The following is a 19,971-nucleotide window of genomic DNA, read 5'->3' as shown; positions in this document are numbered from 1 at the left end:
GGATGATTTCCGCAGTATAGGCGGCGAAGATATCCGCCTCCACCCTCACCGCACGTTTTACTTTTTAAGCAAGTGTGTATGCCAGCGCCCCAGCAGTAACACGCTAGTCAGCGAACCGAGCAGGGCGCAGAACATATCTGACTGCGTATCCCAGGGATCGCCCTGCGTTCCGAGAAACTCATCGGCGCCCTGGCCCATCGCCAGCGCCGCCCACCACTCGATCAGTTCATAGGTGGCGCTGATGGCCAGCGCGATGCAGCAGACAATAAAGTCGAGCATTTTGCCGCCGCGCACGTACTGCCCGCGCAGCAGGATCTCCCGCGCCGCAAGCGCAGGCACCAGCCCCTGAAAGAAGTGGCCGAGCTTATCGTACGGGTTGCGGCTCAGGCCGAATAAGTGCTGCACATCAAAACCAATGGGCACTTTGGCGTAGGTGTACATACCACCCACCATCAGGATGATGGCGTGGAAGAAAATCAGCACATAGAGCAGCGAAGTGAGCGGATAGCGCCGCCAGGTGGCGAGCAGCAGCGGCACCACGATCAGCACGGGAATCACTTCCATCAGCCAGGTGGTACGATCTTTGGCAGAGAGACCGGTATAGAGAAGGATCAACAGCAGCAGAAACGCTGCCGTGTTCAGCGCAGTGCGATTCACAGGCTTCATCAGCGAAATGTCCGTTTCGGTAAAAAGGTCACTATCGTCGGAAAACCGTTAGAAAACAATAAGACTCATCCTTCGCTAGGCGTTTCTATCCAGGCCTGCAAGGCGCTGGCGGTGTTCTCCAGCGTGGTTGCCCAGTCGTCAATGGCGGGCTGGCGGAACAGCCGCATGCCGGGATACCACGGTGAGTCGTCCCGTTGCATCAGCCAGCGCCAGTCCGGAATAAATGGCAGCAGCGTCCAGCAGGGGCGCTGCAACGCACCGGCCAGATGTACCGGCGAGGAGTCCACGGAGATCAGAAGATCCGCCAGCGACAGAATGGCCGCCGTGTCATCGAAATCCTCAATTTCGGCGCTGAGCGCTTCTGTACGCATCCCTTCCGGCGGTGTTTGCTGGCTGGCGTCGCCTTTCTGGATCAACAGAAAAGTGGCATCCGTACGGGCGAACGGCGCAAATTGCGCCAGTGACAGCGAGCGGCGGCAGTCATTGACGTGCGTCGGGCGACCGGCCCATACCAGCGCCACCCACGGGCGCGGTAACCCGGCAAGACGCGCCTGCCAGTGCGCCAGCCGTTGTGGATCGGCATGCAGATAACCCGTCGCGGCCGGTAAATCCGCCAGTTGAATATTTAACAAGCCAGGCAGATCCATCAGTTCGCAATAGGCGTCAAATGCCGGGGGCAGTTCGCCGCGGCCGAGCATCTGCTCATCGGGAAAGGCGCGGCGTATCAGCGCCAGCAACTGCGGATGTACATCCAGTACAATGCGCGCCAGGCTCTGGCGTTTTGCCTGTTGCACAAAGCGGATGAATTGCAGCGTATCGCCGAACCCTTGTTCATCGAAAATCAGTAGCGTTTTGCCGGGCAGCGGCTGGCCTTGCCAGCGCGGCGCTTGCTGCACCCGCCGCGACATGTCACGGGTATGCGGCATCTGATAGCGGTGGCGGTATTCACGCCAGCCGTTTGGCAGATCGCCGGTCAGCAGCAGGGTTTCGGCCAGATCAAAACGCGCTACCGCATCGCCGGGCAGATGATCAACCAGCATTTTCTGGATCGCCAGCGTCTCTTCCAGCTGGCCTTGCGCCCGCAACGCCAGCGCCAGCCGTTGCCAGATGGCCAGTGGCCCATTACCGCTGCTGACAAACGGGCGCAGCAGCGTTTCGGCGGCAAGATAGTGACCTTCATCAAGTAGCGGCTGAACCTGTTGCAGTATGCCGCTGAAGTCGGTCGGGGCGGCCTGGCGATTACGGCCCTGCAACTGCCGTAACTGCGCCTGTTTTTGCTGTGTTGCCGGGTGCTGCGGTGCCAGCCCCTGCAAACGTACCAGCGCCTGCTCTGCGGCCGTAAGATCGCCACGCGCAAGGTAAATGCTGACCAGCGTCATCCAGCCGCCGACCAGCCGGGACTCCTGTTGTAACGCGCGCTGGCAGTGGGCCAACGCCTGTTCCGTATTTCCGCTATCAAGCAGCAGCCCGGCAACGTTGTTATGGATTGACGGCTCATCCGGCGCGAGCGTCAGCGCGCGTTGATAATGGGCCAGCGCATCATCAACGCGGCCGAGACGACGCAAGGTGTTGGCCAGGTTCCCGTGTGCCTGCGCAGCGCCCGGCGTCAGCGCCACGACTTTTTCCAGGCACAGCACGCTCTCAACCAGTTTTTCTTGCTCCTGCAATAAAATGCCGAGGTTGTTCCAGCCGTTCACCAGCGTGGGATCGAGACTGATGGCTTTTCGCGCCCACTGTTCACCTTCGGCGCGCTCGCCCTTTTGCCGGTACATTTCCGCCAGATTGCTGGCGTAGAGCGCGGAGAATTGCGGGGCTGAACAGGCTTCACGCAGATGGGCGATGGCGCGATCAAGATGACCACAGGCGTGGGCGATAAGCCCGAGCAGATGCAGCGCATCCGGCTGGCCAGCGTGTTGTGCGAGGATCTGGCGGCAGTAGTGTTCGGCCTGCGGCGCTTGTCCCGCATTCCAGTGTTGCCACGCAAGGCGTAACGCTTCCTGCAATGTCATCTGTGTTGTCATAGAGAAACCATCAAAGCAAAAACGGGAGCCGCTGCGGCAGGTTAGGATTGTGCAGAATATATTTATCAGCACGGGCTGTAAGTCTGCGCTGATAGCGCTCGCCCGACCAATCGTATCTTACACATACTTTATCAGGGCTGACGATGCTGACATAACAGGCACAGAAGTGAAGCTCTGTTTTGATTGTGCCGATAGTATTACGAGAATCGACGGCGCCAGGCCTGCTGGTCGCACTTGTTTCAACGATTTTCATTGCCGCCTGATTGCACACCGTATAACCGACGTACGCTGATTAAGTGAAAAACGCATGATCAATATCTGTAAAAATTTGCGCCCCGGAATGCTGATAATGCTGGTTTTTCTGGCCTGCGGATGTGCCGATCGGGATGCGCGAATTTCTGCCAGCGCATTAGCGCAACGTGCAGGCATGAGCAGCGAAAATGTGCAAACAAGCCGCTTTTTGCTGCGGACTTTCAGTAAAACGACACCGTCAGCAAAGGTGTTGCGTGTCTATATCGAAGGAGATGGTTTTGCCTGGGTAAGCCGGACGCAGCCGTCAAGCGATCCCACGCCGCGCAACCCGGTCGGATTACAGCTGGCTGCGGCGGATCCTTCGCCTGATGTGCTCTATCTGGCGCGCCCCTGCCAGTATATTGGCCCACCGTTACCCGCAGAATGCACCGTGGAGTGGTGGACGGACAAACGCTTCGCGCCGCAAGTGATTGCCGCCATGGATGAAGCGCTGAGCCGCTTTGTCAGACGCATGCCGGGTGTGCAACTGGAACTGATTGGCTACTCCGGCGGCGCAACCATTGCGGCGCAACTGGCGGCACGTCGGCACGACGTACGATCGTTACGAACAGTGGCCGGGAACCTCGATGTGGCGATGGTGAATCAGATCCATCATGTTTCGGCCATGCCGGATGCCGCCAGCGCGATAGATGTCGCGCCGCAGCTTTCCGCGTTGCCGCAGATCCATTTCAGCGGCACCGAAGACAGCACGGTGCCACTGTCGGTGGCGCAGCGTTTCCAGCGGGCAACAGGGACGCGCTGTGCGCAGGTGATACAGATTCCAGGCATGCGCCACGGCAGTGACTGGGCTGCACAGTGGCCGGATTTGCTGACCAGGCTGCCAACGTGCCGCGATTGAGAAGTGTGTGAACAGTGGATACGCCAGCGAGCCTCAAAGCTTTCCGTTGCAGGCGCTCCACCCATCGTTACCGATGAGCCACAGACTTTGTCACAGGAGTTAATCAACACTCAGCAGTATGCTGGTCCCGCCATTTATCGGCTGTGCGTACCAGACGGCTTCCCGCACCAAAACGGCTTTACTGATGAGCCCGAGGGCGTAAAAGCGGTCGGCTATGGCCTGCTGGGCGCGTATCACCTTAAGATCCATCGGCCGTGGGCGATGGCTGCGGCGGGCCAGCGCCCGTTTGAGCGACGCTACGTTAATGCCCAGTTCCGCAGAGAGCATGCTGGCGGCCTCGTCACGGTGGCGATCGATAAACTGTCCGGTTTGCGCCAGCTCTTCCATCAACCGATGCATGATGTCGCCGTTGCGCGTGGCATAGTCGCGACGTGACAGATAAAACTGGTGGTTATGCACCCGACCTTCACCGCTGGCGACAACCCGCAACTCCGCAGCTCCTTCGGCCTCGCTCAGTAGCGGATCCCACATCATCCAGGCATCTACTGCCAGATAATCGCTGGCAGTGAGCGGGTATTTTGGCGGCGTGTAAACCACTTTGACGTCTTGCAGCCCCAGTCCGGCTTCTTCCAGTATCTGCAATAATAACCAGTGGACGTTTGATCCCTTATTGAGCGCAATACGCTTACCGCGTAAATCGCTAATAGAGGCGATCTCGCTTTGCTGCGGCACCACCATCGCGACGCTTTGAGGTGCCGGTGGCTCCCATGCTACATACACCAGTTCATTGTTACTGGCCTGCGCGAAGACCGGTGGTGCTTCGCCTGTGGTGCCGAAATCGATTTCATTGCAGGCGAGGGCGTGTAGCAATTGCGGCCCGGCCGGGAATTCGCTCCACAGCACGCTTACACCGAGGCTGGCAAAGGCAGTTTCCAGACACTGACGCGCCTTTAATATCCCCAGATTACCGAAACGCTGATAGCCAATCCGTAACTCACGATCCGCAGAGACGACTCTGGAGGACGGTCGGGATGAGGTTGTTCCCCGACGACGGCTTTTAATCACCCCGAGATTCGCCAACTGGGTGCGTAATGTATGGCGGCTAATCCCCAGTAACGCTGCCGCCTGACTTTGATTATCGTCGCAGCGCGCCATCGCGCCGCGAATCAGCGCTCCGGTGAAACGTTCCCATAGCGGTTCGCCGGGCTGATCGAACTGTTGTCGGATTAACTCATCCAGAGCATTGTCCGTCGCGGGCTGTGGGGCATCGTTCAGCGTGGTCAGGCGGAGCTGTGCGGGAGTAATTTCCTCCTCTTTACTCAGCAGAACGGCATTGTGCAGCGTATTTTCCAGTTCGCGGATGTTGCCGGGCCAGGAATAGTCCATCAGCTTCGCCAGAGTTTCCGGCGCCAGACGGCGGGTCGGACGTCCTAACCTGCGTGCGTAGAGTGTTAAGAAATGATTCGCCAGCAGCGGAATATCTTGCCGTCGCTGGCGCAAGGGCGGAAGCGGCACGATAGCGATATTGAGCCGGTAGTAGAGATCTTCACGAAAACGGCGCTCGCGGATAGCCTGCGCTAAATCGACGTGAGTCGCCGCGAGCACGCGCACGTTGACTTTCGTCGCTTTTCGCGAGCCGACGCGGGTGATTTCACGCTCCTGCAATACGCGCAACAGCTTAACCTGTAGGGGCAGGCTAAGTTCACCGATCTCATCGAGTAGCAGGGTGCCGCCTTCTGCCGCTTCAAACCAGCCGGGATGACCTTGCAGCGCTCCGGTAAAGGCACCTTTTTCATGTCCGAACAACTCTGCTTCCGCCAGGCTTTCGCTCAGTGCGCCGCAGTTAACGGCGAGAAAAGGCTGGTGACGACGCGCGCTATGGTGATGCAAATAACGGGCGACCACCTCTTTACCCGTACCGGTTTCGCCGACAATTAACACGGTGGCTTCGGTCGGGGCCAGTTTATCCAGCAGGCTCTGAAACGCTTTAGACGCCGGGTCGATCAGTACGGGCGTGGCGGATGGGGATTCAGGATTCAGCATGATGGACCTCCGGTTAATGACACGTTGAACTTATCGTTAGCCGGCGGCAGAAACCAGAGGGGTGCCTCGCCCCGCTGTTGCCAATGCAACAGGCTGTGCGCATCAACTGGCGCATTCGCAACAGCTCTCGCGGAAGATGATTTATTTAACTAATTGATTACTATGAATTAAATAATGGATAGCTTTTGGCATGATTATCGCTAACACCCATATAACAAAATTAAAACAACTCTTCGATAAATACCGAATATGGTTATATAGGAAATGGATAATGACGCAGAAAGCTGACGATAATATCAACGTGTTCTGGTTCTTACCGACCCATGGCGACGGGCGTTATCTGGGTACCACCGAGGGCGGACGTCCCGTTGATCTACCCTATCTGCAGCAGGTAGCGCTGGCGGCGGACAGCCTCGGCTATTACGGCGTGCTGATCCCAACCGGAAAAAGCTGTGAAGATTCCTGGCTGGTTGCCTCGGCGTTGGTTCCGTTGACCCGCCGTTTGCGCTATCTGGTCGCGGTTCGTCCCGGTTTGCAACCGCCGACGCTGGCAGCGCGTATGGCGGCAACTCTGGACCGCCTGTCGGAAGGGCGACTGCTAATTAACGTTGTGACTGGCGGCGATCCGGTGGAAAACAAAGGCGACGGTATCTTTCTGAGCCATAGCGAGCGTTATCAGGTGACCAGAGAGTTTCTCGACGTCTATACGCAACTGCTGCGGGGCGAAAAAGTGGACTACCAGGGCGAGCATATTCATGTTGAAGGGGCGGAAGTGTTGTTCCCCCCGGTGCAGGAGGACGGCCCGCCGCTCTATTTTGGCGGATCCTCCCCGGAGGCAATCGACGTTGCTGCCGGGCAAATCGACACCTATCTGACCTGGGGCGAGCCGCCGGAGCTGGTGGCTGAGAAGCTGTCTATCGTCCGCGAACGCGCCGCGGCTCGCGGCCGTACTCTGCAATACGGTATCCGTTTACATGTCATCGTTCGCGAAACGGAAGAGGAGGCCTGGGCTGCCGCTGACCGCCTGATCTCTCATCTTGATGATGATGTCATCGCCGAGGCGCAAAAGATTTTCGCCCGGATGGATTCCGCAGGCCAGGCGCGAATGAGCGCTCTGCACAAAGGCTCCCGCGACAACCTGCGCATTGCGCCGAACCTGTGGGCGGGGGTTGGCCTGGTCCGCGGTGGTGCGGGAACCGCCTTGGTGGGCAACCCGCAACAGGTTGCGGAGCGCATCCGTGAATATCAGACGCTGGGCATTACGAATTTTATTTTTTCCGGTTATCCGCATCTGGAAGAGGCGCACCGCTTCGCTGATTTGGTCATGCCGCTACTGCCGCTGGGTAACTCTGCCCAGTCTAAGGTACGCGGCGTCAATACCGGCCCGTTTGGCGAAACGATCGGTGGCGATAAACGTCCGGTTAAACAGGTCAGCGCCAGCTGAAGGGGGATTTATGCTTTATGTCTTCGTTAAGGCATCAGGCGATGAACACTGAGCCGCAGGTGATCATTGTCGGCGGCGGTTTTAGCGGCGCAGCCGTGGCCATCGAATTACTGCGCCTGGCACCTGAAGGCGTGCGGGTCATTTTGCTGGAGCCCCGCGCCGTCCCCGGCGCCGGGGTGGCTTATTCCACAACGGAACCGTCTCACCGTATAAACGTGCCCGCCGCGCGGATGCGGCTGGCTGATGAAGAAGAGGGCGCGTTTGACCGCTGGTACCGCAGGCAGGCAGCCTTCGCCGACGATCCGCAGGCATTGCGCGAGGAGGGGACGGTTTACCCGCAGCGTGCGCAGTTTGGGGTCTATGTTGCACAGCGTTTCGCCAACGCGGCGCGAAACAGCGGTGGACGGCTGACGCATTTACGCGAGCAGGCTCTGACCTTTGACGAACGGGGCGTGACAACCGATACCGGCCGCCTTCTGGAGGCCGATCTGCTGGTGCTGGCGATAAGCCATCCACCGCCGTCACTGCCGCGGCTGGTCGCTCCTTTTAGCGATCATCCCGCGTTGATTGCCAATCCCTGGCGGCCTGAGGTGCTGACGGCGATTGCGTCGAATGCGCGGGTGGCAGTGATGGGAACCGGGCTGACAATGGCGGATACCCTCGCAGCAATGACCCGGCTCGGACATCGGGGACCGGTAACGGCGTTCTCCCGCCGTGGGTTGCTCTCGCGGAGCAACCTTAGCGGAGAAAGCGAGGAGTGGCCGGGCGACTATCGGCAGGGAACACTGCGCCAGCGTTTACGGCGGATCCGGGAAGATATCTCCCGGGCGGCTGAACAGGGGTTGCCCTGGCAGGTCGTGCTGGATGCGGTGCGCAATCAGGGGCAGACCATCTGGCAAGGTTTAACCTTCGCCGATCGCCAGCGCTTCCTGCGTCATCTGCGCAGCTACTGGGATGTGCATCGTTATCGGATCGCGCCGCAGGCGGCTGATGTTCTTTCGCAACGTAGCAATGACGGTAGTCTGAAGGTGCTGGCCGCGAGACTGACGGCGCTGGATAGCGACACGGGAACGCTCACGCTGACGCTGAGTCCGCGGCGCGGGCAGCCCTGTACGCTGACCGTCGATCATCTGATCCTGACCACTGGACCCGCGCACAATGCCTTAACTGAAAGCCAACCATTGTTACAGGAATTGACGCGGCGTGGGCTGATTCGCGCGGATGCGCTGGGGTTAGGGCTGGATGTCGATGCCCGTTCCCACGCGATAGGACGAGAAGGGCAGTCGATGCCGAAAATCCTGGTTTGCGGTCCAGCGGCGAGGGGGCGTTTCGGTGAACTGATGGGGTTGCCGCAGGTGGCCGATCATGCTGCCGCCATTGCCGGAGAAACGCTGGCGACGCTGGGTTTCAGCCTGCCCGCCCGATGTCCCGTGTCCTGATTTTATTCCCTTTTTATCCTTTTAATTAATAAGCGTGCGCCAGTATCTGGACGCACCGTGGAGAGCGCTATGCCATCGCAACGAGAGATTCGCCTTAACGCGTTTGATATGAACTGTGTCGGTCACCAGTCGCCGGGCTTGTGGGCCCATCCGCGCGACCGTTCCTGGCAGTATAAAGATCTGGAATATTGGGTCGATCTGGCGCGCCTTCTGGAGCGCGGCAAATTTGACGGCTTGTTTATTGCCGATGTGCTTGGCGTTTACGATGTATTAAACGGGAATGGCGATGCGGCGATCCGTCAGGCGACGCAGGTGCCGGTAAACGATCCGCTGGCGCTGATAACCCCGATGGCGCTGGTGACGGAACACCTTGGCTTTGGTCTGACCGCATCGCTGTCATTTGAGCATCCCTATCCATTCGCCCGTCGGTTGTCTACGCTCGATCATCTGACCAAAGGCCGGGTGGGCTGGAATATTGTTACTTCGTATCTGGAAAGTGGCGCACGCAATATTGGGCATCAGGCGCAGACTGACCATGATGCGCGCTACGACTACGCCGATGAATACCTCGACGTTGTGTATAAGTTGCTGGAAGGTAGCTGGGAAGACGGCGCAGTTTTGCGCGATCGCGAACGGGGAATTTTTAGCGATCCGCAGAAAATCCATCCGATTAACCATCAGGGCAATTTTTTCTCCGTTCCGGGAATCCATCTGTGCGAGCCGTCGCCGCAACGCACGCCGGTGCTCTATCAGGCGGGGGCTTCCAGCCGCGGAAAACAGTTTGCCGCCACGCATGCCGAGTGCGTTTTTGTTGCCGCGCCGTCGAAAGTCCTGTTGAAGAAGACGGTCGCGGATATTCGTCGCCGCGCCGCGGAAGCCGGGCGCGATCCGCGCAGCATCCTGATTTTCAATCTGCAAACGGTGATCGTGGGCGAAACCGATCGCGAGGCGCAGGCCAAATGGCAGGAATACAAATCATACGTTAGCTATGAGGGCGCGCTGGCGCTGATCTCCGGCTGGACCGGCATTGACTTTGGTCAGTATCGGCCGGACCAGGTGCTGAAATACCTGCATACCAACGCCATCCAGTCGGCGGTAGAGGCGTTTTCCACCGCCGATCCGGAGCGTCAATGGACGGTAGAAGCGCTGGCTGACTGGGTGGGCATCGGCGGCTTTGGCCCGCTGCTCGTCGGCAGCGCGGAAACGGTGGCCGATGAACTGCAATCCTGGGTCGAGGAGACCGATGTTGATGGCTTCAATCTGGCCTATGCCGTTACGCATGAAACCTTCCGCGACGTGGTGGAGCTATTAATACCAGAGCTGCAAAAACGCGGCGTCTTTAAGCAGGATTACCGGGAAGGCACGCTGCGCGAAAAACTGTTTGGTGCCGGGCCACGTCTGACCGCGCCGCATCCGGGGGCAGAATACCGTCGCGGCGTGCGAAACGATGCCGGGGCGAAGGAGACGGCGGCATGATTGATATCGATAATCTGCATAAACGCTACCGCACGGCGGATGGCCGCGTCAGCGAGGTGCTGAAGGGTTTATCGCTCAGGGTACCCACCAGCTCCATCACCGCGGTGGTCGGACCGAGCGGTGCGGGGAAATCGACGCTGGCGCGCTGCATCAGCCTGCTGGAGCGCCCCGATAGCGGCAGCATCAAGGTTAACGGCAAAGACTTGTCATTACTGTCGGGGGAGGCGCTGCGGCGTGAACGGCGCGCGATCGGCACCGTTTTTCAATCCTCGGCGCTGCTGAATCGTAAAACGGCGTGGCAAAACATCGCAGTGCCGCTGGAGTATCTGGGCGTGGTGGAACGCGACATTAAGGCGCGGGTCGGTGAATTACTGGAGAGCGTAGGACTCAGTCACAAAGCGGAGGCTTATCCGTCTCAGCTTTCCGGCGGACAGCGTCAGCGTATTGGTATCGCTCGCGCGCTGGCATTACGTCCGTCGGTACTGCTGGCGGACGAGGCCACGTCTGGACTGGATCCTCAGGCGACCGCCACGGTACTGGGTTTGCTCCGACAGCTACGTGATGAGTACCGGCTGGCGATAGTCCTGATTACTCATGAAATGGATGCGGTACGCGCTGCGGCGGATGCGGTGGCGGAAATCCGCGATGGCGCGATAGTCCAGTACGGGCAGGTGAAAGAGCTGCTGGCCCGTCCGGATTCTCTGCTTGGCCAGCAGCTATTGCCGCTGTCGCCCGTCGCCGTTCACAGCGATCTGCTGCTGCGTCTGAGCTATCGCTGGGATGTGCCGGTGGCGACTGACTGGATCAGCCGTCTGAGCCAACAGTATGCGCTACAGATAGATTTACTCGGCGGCCATGTAGAAGTGATCAACGGTCAACTGGCGGGGCGTTTACAGGTCGGCGTCCGATTTCAGGGAGAACGGCTGTCGGTGGATCGAATGACCGCACTTTTAGCACAATTGGGCATTGCGGCGGAAATTCTTGCACATGCCCCCGAGCTACAGGAGGCGGTATGAAACCGACAGTGATAAGCCAGGATACGCCGTGGCATGAAATTCATACCTTGCTGTTGCCTGCTTATGGTGAAACTTGGCTGATGGTTGCCATTGTGATGCTGTTTGTGGTGACCCTTGGCGGTGTGGTGGGCGTGGTGTTATTCAACGCCTCGCCGCGGGGATTATTTCCACATTCTGCGCTTTACCAGGTGCTTAACTGGGGCGTCAACATGGGGCGCTCTCTGCCCTTTCTGGTGTTAATGGCGGCGATTATCCCGTTCACGTTCTGGCTTACGGGCACCACTATTGGCATTCCTGCCGCCGTGGTGCCGATGATAGCCGCCGGCGTGCCATTTTTTGGCCGTCTGGTGGAAAACGCTCTGGGCGAACTCCCAGCGGAGGTTACCGCGGTGGGGCTGGTGTGCGGCGGTTCGCGCTGGCAAATAATCCGCCACGCGCAACTCAGCGAGGCGCTGCCTGCTCTGGTGGCGGCGGTCACGCTTAACCTGGTGTCGATGATCGAGTATTCAGCGATTGCCGGCACTATCGGTGCGGGTGGGATCGGCTATCTGGCGGTAGTGTACGGCTATCAGCGTTTCGACAATCACATCATGATCGCCACCATTGTCGTGCTAATCGCCACAATTCAGATCATTCAATTCTTTGGCGACCGTCTGGTCAATACGCTTCGCCACACGCAGGGGATTTCTTCATGACAACAGAACAGTTTGAACTCCGTAAGGCCCGCCGTTGGCCATGGCTGGCGGCGCTGGCAGTCATTGCGGCGCTGGCTGTCGCATTCTGGTGGTGGCGCGGATACACGCAGGCACCGCAGGTCGTTTTCGGTACGACGTTAAAAATTCACTACGAACCGGCGATGGCGGGCGAGCAACGAATTATTGAGTACATCAATCAGCATATTGCGCCTGATTATGGCCTGAAGCTGGAGGCGGTGGGCGTACAGGACCCGGTACAGGCGGACAGAGCCGTGGCGGAGGGACAGTATGCCGGTACTATCTATCAACATCAGTGGTGGCTGAAGCAGGTGGTGGACGCCAACGGCTTTGCGCTTTCGACGACTGTGCCGGTTTTCCAGTGGGCTTTTGGGATCTATTCCGACCGTTATAAATCGGTGCAGGATTTGCCTGCCGGGGCGACCCTCGTCGTGCCGGATGATGGCGCCAACCAGGGGCAGGCATTGTGGTTGCTGCAAAGGATAGGGTTAATCTCACTCGATCCGGCGGTTGAGCCGCGCACGGCGAAACTGAAAAATATTGTCGGCAACCCGCATCAGTTCAATTTTAAAGAGCTGGATTTATTGACCATGCCGCGAGCGCTGAATTCGGTGGATGCCGCTATTGGTTATGTCTCGCAATTTGATGCCGGAAAAGTCCCGCGGGAAAAAGGCATATTATTTCCTCCCGCGCCTAAAACATTTGCCTCGCAATTAGTTATTGGGACTCCGTATTTATCGCAGGAGAATATTGTCAAATTAAAACAGGCTTTTTCCGATCCGCGTATTCAGACGTGGTTAAAAACCACTGACGATCCGCTGGTCAAAGACGTACTGGTTCCGGTCTCAGCAGACTAAGACATCATTGATGAAACGGTAATAACCGGACGAGGTTCGCTCGCCCGGCTATTGGCGTTATTGTTAATTAACTTATTGAATATATTGATAATTATATGCGTATTTATTGTTTTTAATATGCGAAAACCCGGCTTATAACCAGAGTCACCTGCACAACTATATAAGGTAAATAATATGAGCACGCTGTCTGTTGATAATGCTGGTGCCGTTTCGGCACCGGTGAGTAGCGTCGGGGATGTGGCGCGATTAATTAATTCTGGCAGGGAGCAAAGTAAATATGCGCGGATGATTGTATTCCTCGCGCTCGGTGGTGTATTTCTCGACGCTTATGATTTAACCACGCTCTCTTACGGTATTGATGATGTGGTGCGGGAATTTCAACTCTCGCCGCTTTTAACCGGCATTGTCACCTCGTCAATAATGGTCGGCACGATTATCGGTAATTTAATCGGCGGCTGGCTAACGGATAAATATGGCCGTTATTCGGTGTTTATGGCCGATATGCTATTTTTTGTGGTCTCGGCGATTGCGGCGGGGCTGGCGCCGAACGTCTGGGTATTAATTGGCGCGCGGTTTCTGATGGGGATTGGCGTCGGGATCGATCTGCCGGTCGCCATGTCGTATCTGGCCGAGTTTTCCCGCTTTGCCGGGAAAGGCAATAAGGCCGCGCGGCTCGCAGCCTGGTGCCCAATGTGGTACGCCGCTTCGACGGTCTGTTTTTTAATCATCTTTGGGCTCTATTTCCTGTTGCCAAAAGAGCATCTGGACTGGCTGTGGCGCGCATCGCTGCTGTTCGGCGCAGTTCCGGCGCTGCTGATTATTGCCGTGCGCAGCAAATTCATGAATGAATCGCCGTTGTGGGCGGCCAACCAGGGCGATCTGGCCTCGGCTGTGCGTATTCTGCGCGATTCTTACGGGATCAACGCTCACGAAGCACCGGTCGAACGTCCTGCTCCGCCACCCAAAGTGAGCTTTCGCGTGCTGTTTGAAAAACCGTATCGCGAGCGCACCATTGTCGCCGGGGTGATGAACGTTTGTATCTCATTTGAGTATACGGCGATCGCCTTTTTCCTGCCGTCCATTCTCGCCCAATTCCTTGGCGCTGGCGTGTTCGAAACCATCTCCGCCTCGCTGGGGCTCAATGCGCTGTTCGCTTTTACCGGTGGGCTGCTGGGCATGCACCTGGCATGGAAATACCCGTCGCGGCACGTCGCGATTGCCGGGTTCGCGCTGCAGTTTATCGCCCTGATCATCCTTGCGCTGGTGGGGCAGCCGCAGGCCGCGCTGGGCGTAGTACTGGCGATTGCGATGCTGGGGCTGTGGCTGTTTGCCGAGGGCTTTGGTCCCGGCGCGCAGTTGATGATCTATCCGGCGCTTTCATACCCAACCGCTATTCGCGCCACCGGGGTCGGCTTCAGCCGCGCGCTTTCCGGTATTGGCAGCGCGCTGGCGCTGTTTGTCCTGCCGTTGCTGCAGGCATCGCTTGGTACGCAAATGTTCTGGGTCGTATCGCTGGCCGCCATTATCCCGATTTTCTTCCTGCTCGCGGTACGCCATGAGCCTACCCAACATGACATTGACGACAGCCATCATTGAGGAACAGCTAATGACTTTACTCTCTACCGGCACCGACTATGAACAGCTTGCGGCGACCTTCCGACCGATTTTTGCCCGTATCGCGCAGGGAGCGGCGGTGCGCGAACAAAACCGCATCCTGCCCGATGAGCAGATCCGCTGGCTGAAAGAGGCCGGATTCGGCACGGTGCGTATTCCGCGGGAAAAGGGCGGCTGGGGCGCGTCGTTGCCGCAATTAATTGCGCTGCTTATTGAGCTGGCCCAGGCTGACTCCAACCTGCCACAGGCGCTGCGGGCGCATTTCGCCTTCGTTGAAGACCGACTCAATCAACCCGACTCGCCAGCGCGCGATCGCTGGTTCCGTCGCTTCCTCGACGGCGAGCTGGTGGGCAGCGGCTGGACCGAAATCGGCGCGGTCAAGCTGGGGGAGGTATTCACCCGCGTAACGCCCGTCGGAGGCGGCTGGCAACTGGACGGTGAGAAATTCTATAGCACCGGTACGCTGTTTGCCGACTGGATAGATGTCTTCGCCCGGCGCAGCGATAACCAGGGGGATGTGATTGCGCTGGTCAGTACCAGCCAGCCTAGCGTTGAACGCGAGGATGACTGGGACGGCTTCGGTCAGCGTCTGACCGGCAGCGGCACGACCCGCTTCAAACAGGCGCAGGTGGAGCAGGATCACGTCTATGACTTTGCACAGCGCTTTCGTTATCAGACCGCGTTTTATCAGCATATCCTGCTGGCGACGCTGGCGGGAATCGGCCTGGCGGTTGAGCGTGACGTCGCCACAGGCGTGAAAAAGCGAACCCGGATGTACAGCCACGGCAATGCCGCCGTACCGCGCGACGATGCTCAGGTACTCCAGGTGGTGGGACAAATCAGTAGCTGGAGTTGGGCAACGCGGGCGGCAGTATTGCAGGCGGCAGAATCGTTGCATCAGGCCTACCTTGTGCATGCCAGCGGCGACGAGGCGCTCATTGAACAGCGCAATCGTCTGGCTGAAGTCGAAGCGGCGCAGGCGCAGGTGATTGCCAGCGACTGGATCCCGCGTGCGGCTACTGAGCTGTTCAATGCCCTCGGCGCGTCGGATACGCGGGTGAGCAAGGCGCTTGATCGCCACTGGCGTAACGCGCGCACCGTGGCATCGCATAATCCGGTGATTTATAAGGCGCGAAATGTCGGTAACTGGTTGGTTAATGGCGAAGCGCCAACTTTTATCTGGCAGATTGGCGACGGCGAGAAATCGCAGGGCTGATAAATACGGCGACGGGGAGACCCGTCGCCGTAAGGTTACGGTTTATCCAGCGACCAGGTGGCGCTACGAACATCCACTTTCACCGGCAATAAACCGACACGGGTGAAGGTATCTGCCAGCGTCTGTTGTTCGTTATACACCGTCGGGGTCATCCGTTCAGCGCCATAGGGCAGACGGGCGAGGGTTTTCTGCCAGATGGCTTTATCCAGGCCGGTTGAGGTGGACAGGATCCCCGCCGCTTCATTCTGATGGCCATTGGCCCAGTTGCTTAAGGTACCCAGTTCATCGACAACCTGTTTTGCCGTATCCGGATAATTTTCAGCAAATTTGCGGCTTGCCAGATAGAAGGTATAGTGCGGAACCAGCCCTTCGGCATTGCTTACCTGACGTGCTTTGGCGTTGGTTTCGACTTCCGCCAGGTAGGGATCCCATATCACCCACGCGTCAATGGCTCCTTGCTGAAAAGCCGCGCGGGCGTCGGCGGGAGTAAGATAAACCGGGGTGATATCCTTATAGCTTAGCCCTGCTTTTTCCAGCGCCACCACCAGCAGATAGTTAACGTCGGAGCCTTTGTTAAGCCCTACGCGCTTACCTTTTAAGTCAGCCACGCTGCGAATTGCGGAATTCTCCGGCACGACAATCGCTTCCGTTTTCGGGTTAGCCGGAGAATGGGCCAGATATACCAGATCGGCTTTTGCGGCCTGGGCGAATGCGGGCGGTGCATCGCCGGTGGCGGCCAGATCGATACTGCCGACATTTAATCCTTCCAGCATTTGCGGCCCGGCGGGAAACTCCACCCACCGCACGGCAATCCCCTGTTTCTTAAATGATTCGTCGAGGCTACCGCGATATTTCAGCAGGGCGAAGATATTGGCTTTCTGATAACCGATATTCACTGTTTCCGGCGCTTTTGCCAGAGTGGAGGCGGACAGACCGAGAAATAGCATAAGTAAAGCAGGGCGTGAGCCTTTGAACATAATCGATTCTCCTGTAGCGATTTACCACAGGCTAACAAATTCTTTTTATAACCAATAAATAACAAAAATTTAATTTATATAGCTAAATAGCCAATGGTCGCGCATGAAGTTAAGGAAAGAATATCGCAGAGCAGAGGGGGGCAATCAGAGGCCCATATTCCATGCTAAAACCCAATGATTTATTGCGCAGGTTTTTATCGCCGTAAGAAATTCCCAGCAATACGTATTCCGTTCACTCAATGAAAGATATTCATAAAGAAGAGACGCGACTATCGATTCAAACGAAGTTTTTGCGTCATTCATTATTTGGCGTACAGCGCCGTATATAAAAAATATGCAATAGGCTAGCAAAATAAAATCGTAGCCCGCCGGAAATCGAAGTGTTACCACTCAGTAAAAGGCTGAATACTTTGACACACAAAGAGAAATACGATGCCACATTCTTCGATATCCCACATAACATCCGAAAAATTATCAGTAACCGCAGATCGGGGGCTTTCCGCGCTGGAAGACCGGGTAAAACAAGATCTGGAATGGCTGGCGCTGCCCGCTAAACGATGGCTGCCGAAACAACCTGACGAGCAGGGGCAGGACGTAGCGATCATTGGCGCAGGCATGGCAGGTCTGGCGGCGGCATTCGCACTGCGCCTGCAGGGTATTGACGCCGTGCTGTATGACAAAGCGCCTAAAGATTATGAAGGCCCCTGGGCAACTACCGCGCGTATGGAAACACTCCGCTCCCCTAAGCACCTGACCGGACCTGCACTGGACATTCCTTCACTGACTTTTCGTGCCTGGTATGAAGCACAATTTGGCCTTGAGGGCTGGGATGCGCTGGACAAGATTCCCCGTCTACAATGGGCACAGTATCTGCGCTGGTACCGCCAGGTGCTGGCGTTGGATGTGCGTAACGATCACATCCTGACCGATCTGAATCTGCAGGACCCGCAGCGTGTAGAACTGACCTTTTCGCACCACGGCGAGACCCATCGGGTGAACGCGCGCAAAGTGATCCTCGCCATCGGTATGGATGCGTTCGGCGGGCCTGCTATTCCGGATTTTGTGGCCGATGTGCCGAAGCAATTTTGGGCGCACTCGGAAGAAGCGGTTGATTTTGCCACCCTGGCCGGACGCAGGGTGGCAGTCGTTGGCGGTAGCGCCACGGCGATGGACGTTTCGGCCACGGCGCTGGAAGCCGGAGCCGCGGGGGTTGAACTGCTGATCCGTCGTCCTGATTTCCCCCGGGTGAATCTGTCAAAAGGGGCTGGCAACCCTGGTCTTGAAGCGGGCTATTTTAAACTGCCGGATGAGTGGAAATGGCGGCTGGCCCAGCATATGGCCACCGTCCAGACGCCGCCGCCGCAAGGCAGTACGCTGCGTGTGTCGCGTCATCCCAATGCCTGGTTCAATTTTAACGCCCCGGTTGAACGTATCGAAACCCGGGGAGAGGGCATTGTCATTCATACTCCACAGGGTGAAGTGCCGGTGGATTACCTGATCCTTGCCACCGGTTATGCCCTGGACTGGCACGCCCGCCCGGAATTTCATGCACTGGTGGACCAGGTCAAAACCTGGGGCGATGCCTGGCAGCCAACGGCGGATAAGCAGAACGCGCAGTTGGCGAGTTATCCCTATCTCGGAGCCGATTTTGCGTTTCAGGCGAAGCATAGTGGTGCCCCGTCTTCGCTGGCGCGTTTACACTGCTTCAGCTACCCGGCGCTGCTCAGCAATGGTTTTGTCGTTGGCCTTATTCCAGGCATCAGCCAGGGCGCGCGTACTCTGGCACAAAGCATTGCCGGGCAGCTTTATCATGAGGATCGCGAACACCATTATCAGGCCATTATCCATTACGATGATCCTGAACTGCTGGGCGATGAGTGGCAGCCTGCCGTGCCGTATGCCTGGCGCGAACGCTAAATTTTCTGTACAGCCACCGCCAGTGGCGCTGGTCACTGGCGGCACCAATGGTACGGCTATTGCGCAAGTCCAGGCGAGTCAGCCATTCGTGGGGGGCTGAAATAACATATTGATATCACTAGTAACATTTGATTATCTTGCGCGCTTTTTGCGCATAATCTAAGCCGTTTTAATTATTTGTCTGTGGGCAAAACGCGCGCAAAAAATAGAGCTCCTTCTCAAAACTGGAGCAATACTATGAGCGCAACCTCACGTATCAAAGCCCTGCTTGCCGGGGAACAGCTTGCCCGACCCGCGATTGCTGGTTGGTTCCATCTGCCGCTCGTCGATCGCGATCCCGAGGCTTTTATTCAGGAAACCATCCGTCTGACGGATGAAAACCAGTGGGATTTCGTCAAAGTGATGTCCAACGGCCACTATCTGGCCGAGGCCTACGGCGCGGATATTCAGTTCCCGGACGATCCCACTCAGTGGTCCGGCGTTTTCCGCCGCTACCCCATTACTGGTGTCCAGGAGCTGGCCACGCTTCCTGTTCTGGAGAGAGACAATTCCGTTTTGGCCAGAGAGATCGGCATCGTTCGGGGGCTGGTGGATCACTATCGGGGTAATGTCCCGGTCATCGCGACGCTCTTTACACCGCTCACCTGGCTGCAGGAGTTAACGCAGTCAACCCGGCCAGAGCCGATTCTGTCCTTTTTGCGACAGTATCCGGAGGCCGTGCGTCACGCGCTGGACGCCGTGTTGCAAACCAACCTCAATTTCCTTGATGCGCTGCTGGATGTGGGTATTGATGGCATCTTTCTCGCCACCCAGTTTGCCCGTAGCGATCTGCTGAGCGCAGAGGAATTTCACTCTTTCTGCCGTCCGTATGACGAAGCGCTGTTACATCACGTGAAAGACAAAACCTGGTTCAACATTCTGCACATCCATGGCGAGCACCATCTGCTTTTTGAGCCGTACCTGAATTACCCGGTGCAGGCGTTCAACTGGGAAAACGTGCCCCACGGTGTGCCCGACGAACAGCGTACACGCGTCGCGGATCTCCGCGCCCGCACCGACAAAGTGCTGATCGCCGGCATCGATCAGCACCAGGACTTTTATGTTGGTGGTGGTAACTGGGAGGCGGTGAAAGCGCGTCTGGAACAACGCTTAACGCAGTTGCGCGAGGAGAGTGGCGACTGGCGGATCATTTTTGCTCCCGGATGTGCCTTACCGCTCGATAGCGATCGTCGTTTATTCCGTTTGTTGGCGGAGATCACTCTTGCGCCGCCAGTAAGCTAATTTCCCTCTGGCTGTTACATTCTGCTGACAGTTTTGCGTACATTCATTAACTTTCGCGTGCTTTATAATTTATAAATAGAGGTGGAAATATCGAAGCATGTAGGCCGAAAAAATAAATTCCAGGTCAGGAATGATGCCCAT

Annotated in this window: 16 protein-coding genes; 11 read left to right on the top strand and 5 right to left on the bottom strand. The window is 57.4% G+C overall.

The window, feature by feature from the left end:
• Positions 1-57 precede the first annotated feature (57 nt).
• The 3 genes from Y71_RS25645 to Y71_RS30245 all read right to left on the bottom strand — a co-directional run bounded on the left by Y71_RS25645 (position 58) and on the right by Y71_RS30245 (position 2,940).
• On the bottom strand, positions 58-666 hold the full coding sequence (locus Y71_RS25645; RefSeq protein WP_071532026.1) for a DUF2238 domain-containing protein: 609 nt from the start codon (positions 664-666) through the stop codon (positions 58-60).
• Positions 667-731: 65 nt separating this feature from the next.
• On the bottom strand, positions 732-2,687 hold the full coding sequence (locus Y71_RS25640; protein WP_007372538.1) for a tetratricopeptide repeat protein: 1,956 nt from the start codon (positions 2,685-2,687) through the stop codon (positions 732-734).
• A 10-nt stretch (positions 2,688-2,697) separates the two neighbouring features.
• Positions 2,698-2,940 carry a hypothetical protein gene (locus tag Y71_RS30245; protein ID WP_144134048.1) on the bottom strand — a complete coding sequence of 81 codons (243 nt, stop codon included), beginning with the start codon at positions 2,938-2,940 and terminating at the stop codon, positions 2,698-2,700.
• A 96-nt stretch (positions 2,941-3,036) separates the two neighbouring features.
• On the opposite strand from Y71_RS30245, the gene Y71_RS25635 reads away from it, so the two are divergent.
• On the top strand, positions 3,037-3,837 hold the full coding sequence (locus tag Y71_RS25635) for an alpha/beta fold hydrolase (RefSeq protein ID WP_233218423.1): 801 nt from the start codon (positions 3,037-3,039) through the stop codon (positions 3,835-3,837).
• Positions 3,838-3,936: 99 nt separating this feature from the next.
• Here the strand turns inward: Y71_RS25635 and Y71_RS25630 are convergent, their stop codons facing one another.
• The gene (locus Y71_RS25630) at positions 3,937-5,880 is read right to left on the bottom strand and encodes a sigma-54-dependent Fis family transcriptional regulator (RefSeq protein ID WP_007372540.1); all 1,944 of its coding nucleotides are present in this window, start codon (positions 5,878-5,880) and stop codon (positions 3,937-3,939) included.
• 271 nt (positions 5,881-6,151) lie between these two features.
• Here Y71_RS25630 and ssuD point away from each other — a divergent pair, with 271 nt between their 5' ends.
• From ssuD to Y71_RS25590, 8 genes are all read left to right on the top strand, one after another.
• Positions 6,152-7,324 (top strand): FMNH2-dependent alkanesulfonate monooxygenase, encoded by a 1,173-nt coding sequence (gene ssuD / locus Y71_RS25625; RefSeq protein WP_007372541.1) that lies wholly within the window; start codon positions 6,152-6,154, stop codon positions 7,322-7,324.
• Between the two features lie 41 nt (positions 7,325-7,365).
• Positions 7,366-8,763: an FAD/NAD(P)-binding protein gene (locus Y71_RS25620; RefSeq protein ID WP_007372542.1), complete on the top strand. Its 1,398-nt coding sequence runs from the start codon at positions 7,366-7,368 to the stop codon at positions 8,761-8,763.
• Positions 8,764-8,832: 69 nt separating this feature from the next.
• The gene (locus tag Y71_RS25615) at positions 8,833-10,239 is read left to right on the top strand and encodes an LLM class flavin-dependent oxidoreductase (RefSeq protein ID WP_007372543.1); all 1,407 of its coding nucleotides are present in this window, start codon (positions 8,833-8,835) and stop codon (positions 10,237-10,239) included.
• Positions 10,236-11,255, top strand: a complete 1,020-nt coding sequence (locus tag Y71_RS25610; RefSeq protein ID WP_007372544.1) for a methionine ABC transporter ATP-binding protein — start codon at positions 10,236-10,238, stop codon at positions 11,253-11,255. The genes Y71_RS25615 and Y71_RS25610 overlap by 4 nt, the downstream gene beginning before the upstream one ends.
• Positions 11,252-11,950 (top strand): methionine ABC transporter permease, encoded by a 699-nt coding sequence (locus Y71_RS25605; RefSeq protein WP_007372545.1) that lies wholly within the window; start codon positions 11,252-11,254, stop codon positions 11,948-11,950. The genes Y71_RS25610 and Y71_RS25605 overlap by 4 nt, the downstream gene beginning before the upstream one ends.
• Complete coding sequence (locus Y71_RS25600; RefSeq protein ID WP_007372546.1) at positions 11,947-12,825, top strand: MetQ/NlpA family ABC transporter substrate-binding protein; 879 nt, start codon at positions 11,947-11,949, stop codon at positions 12,823-12,825. Before Y71_RS25605 ends, Y71_RS25600 begins: the two co-directional genes overlap by 4 nt.
• A 174-nt stretch (positions 12,826-12,999) precedes the next feature.
• Complete coding sequence (locus Y71_RS25595; protein ID WP_007372547.1) at positions 13,000-14,421, top strand: MFS transporter; 1,422 nt, start codon at positions 13,000-13,002, stop codon at positions 14,419-14,421.
• A gap of 10 nt (positions 14,422-14,431) precedes the next feature.
• Positions 14,432-15,655 (top strand): acyl-CoA dehydrogenase family protein, encoded by a 1,224-nt coding sequence (locus tag Y71_RS25590; protein ID WP_007372548.1) that lies wholly within the window; start codon positions 14,432-14,434, stop codon positions 15,653-15,655.
• A 35-nt stretch (positions 15,656-15,690) separates the two neighbouring features.
• On the opposite strand, the gene Y71_RS25585 is transcribed toward Y71_RS25590, so the two are convergent.
• Positions 15,691-16,632 carry a sulfonate ABC transporter substrate-binding protein gene (locus Y71_RS25585; RefSeq protein WP_007372549.1) on the bottom strand — a complete coding sequence of 314 codons (942 nt, stop codon included), beginning with the start codon at positions 16,630-16,632 and terminating at the stop codon, positions 15,691-15,693.
• A gap of 432 nt (positions 16,633-17,064) precedes the next feature.
• On the opposite strand from Y71_RS25585, the gene Y71_RS25580 reads away from it, so the two are divergent.
• Positions 17,065-18,549 (top strand): FAD-dependent oxidoreductase, encoded by a 1,485-nt coding sequence (locus Y71_RS25580; protein WP_007372550.1) that lies wholly within the window; start codon positions 17,065-17,067, stop codon positions 18,547-18,549.
• Between the two features lie 237 nt (positions 18,550-18,786).
• A complete protein-coding gene (locus tag Y71_RS25575; protein ID WP_007372551.1) occupies positions 18,787-19,830 on the top strand; it encodes a uroporphyrinogen decarboxylase family protein in 1,044 nt (347 codons plus the stop codon).
• Positions 19,831-19,971 lie beyond the last annotated feature (141 nt).

The sequence above is a fragment of the Kosakonia radicincitans DSM 16656 genome, from assembly GCF_000280495.2.
GTDB lineage: Bacteria > Pseudomonadota > Gammaproteobacteria > Enterobacterales > Enterobacteriaceae > Kosakonia > Kosakonia radicincitans.
The sequence above is the reverse complement of the archived record's forward strand: the minus strand, read 5'-3'. Positions and strand labels throughout refer to the sequence as shown.

Excerpts from the sequence above, each read along its gene's own strand:
- Y71_RS25645 (WP_071532026.1), bottom strand. The coding sequence starts at position 666 with ATGAAGCCTGTGAATCGCACTGCGCTGAACACGGCAGCGTTTCTGCTG.
- Y71_RS25640 (WP_007372538.1), bottom strand. The coding sequence starts at position 2,687 with ATGACAACACAGATGACATTGCAGGAAGCGTTACGCCTTGCGTGGCAA.
- Y71_RS30245 (WP_144134048.1), bottom strand. The coding sequence starts at position 2,940 with ATGAAAATCGTTGAAACAAGTGCGACCAGCAGGCCTGGCGCCGTCGAT.
- Y71_RS25635 (WP_233218423.1), top strand. The coding sequence starts at position 3,037 with ATGCTGGTTTTTCTGGCCTGCGGATGTGCCGATCGGGATGCGCGAATT.
- Y71_RS25630 (WP_007372540.1), bottom strand. The coding sequence starts at position 5,880 with ATGCTGAATCCTGAATCCCCATCCGCCACGCCCGTACTGATCGACCCG.
- ssuD (WP_007372541.1), top strand. The coding sequence starts at position 6,152 with ATGACGCAGAAAGCTGACGATAATATCAACGTGTTCTGGTTCTTACCG.
- Y71_RS25620 (WP_007372542.1), top strand. The coding sequence starts at position 7,366 with ATGAACACTGAGCCGCAGGTGATCATTGTCGGCGGCGGTTTTAGCGGC.
- Y71_RS25615 (WP_007372543.1), top strand. The coding sequence starts at position 8,833 with ATGCCATCGCAACGAGAGATTCGCCTTAACGCGTTTGATATGAACTGT.
- Y71_RS25610 (WP_007372544.1), top strand. The coding sequence starts at position 10,236 with ATGATTGATATCGATAATCTGCATAAACGCTACCGCACGGCGGATGGC.
- Y71_RS25605 (WP_007372545.1), top strand. The coding sequence starts at position 11,252 with ATGAAACCGACAGTGATAAGCCAGGATACGCCGTGGCATGAAATTCAT.
- Y71_RS25600 (WP_007372546.1), top strand. The coding sequence starts at position 11,947 with ATGACAACAGAACAGTTTGAACTCCGTAAGGCCCGCCGTTGGCCATGG.
- Y71_RS25595 (WP_007372547.1), top strand. The coding sequence starts at position 13,000 with ATGAGCACGCTGTCTGTTGATAATGCTGGTGCCGTTTCGGCACCGGTG.
- Y71_RS25590 (WP_007372548.1), top strand. The coding sequence starts at position 14,432 with ATGACTTTACTCTCTACCGGCACCGACTATGAACAGCTTGCGGCGACC.
- Y71_RS25585 (WP_007372549.1), bottom strand. The coding sequence starts at position 16,632 with ATGTTCAAAGGCTCACGCCCTGCTTTACTTATGCTATTTCTCGGTCTG.
- Y71_RS25580 (WP_007372550.1), top strand. The coding sequence starts at position 17,065 with ATGCCACATTCTTCGATATCCCACATAACATCCGAAAAATTATCAGTA.
- Y71_RS25575 (WP_007372551.1), top strand. The coding sequence starts at position 18,787 with ATGAGCGCAACCTCACGTATCAAAGCCCTGCTTGCCGGGGAACAGCTT.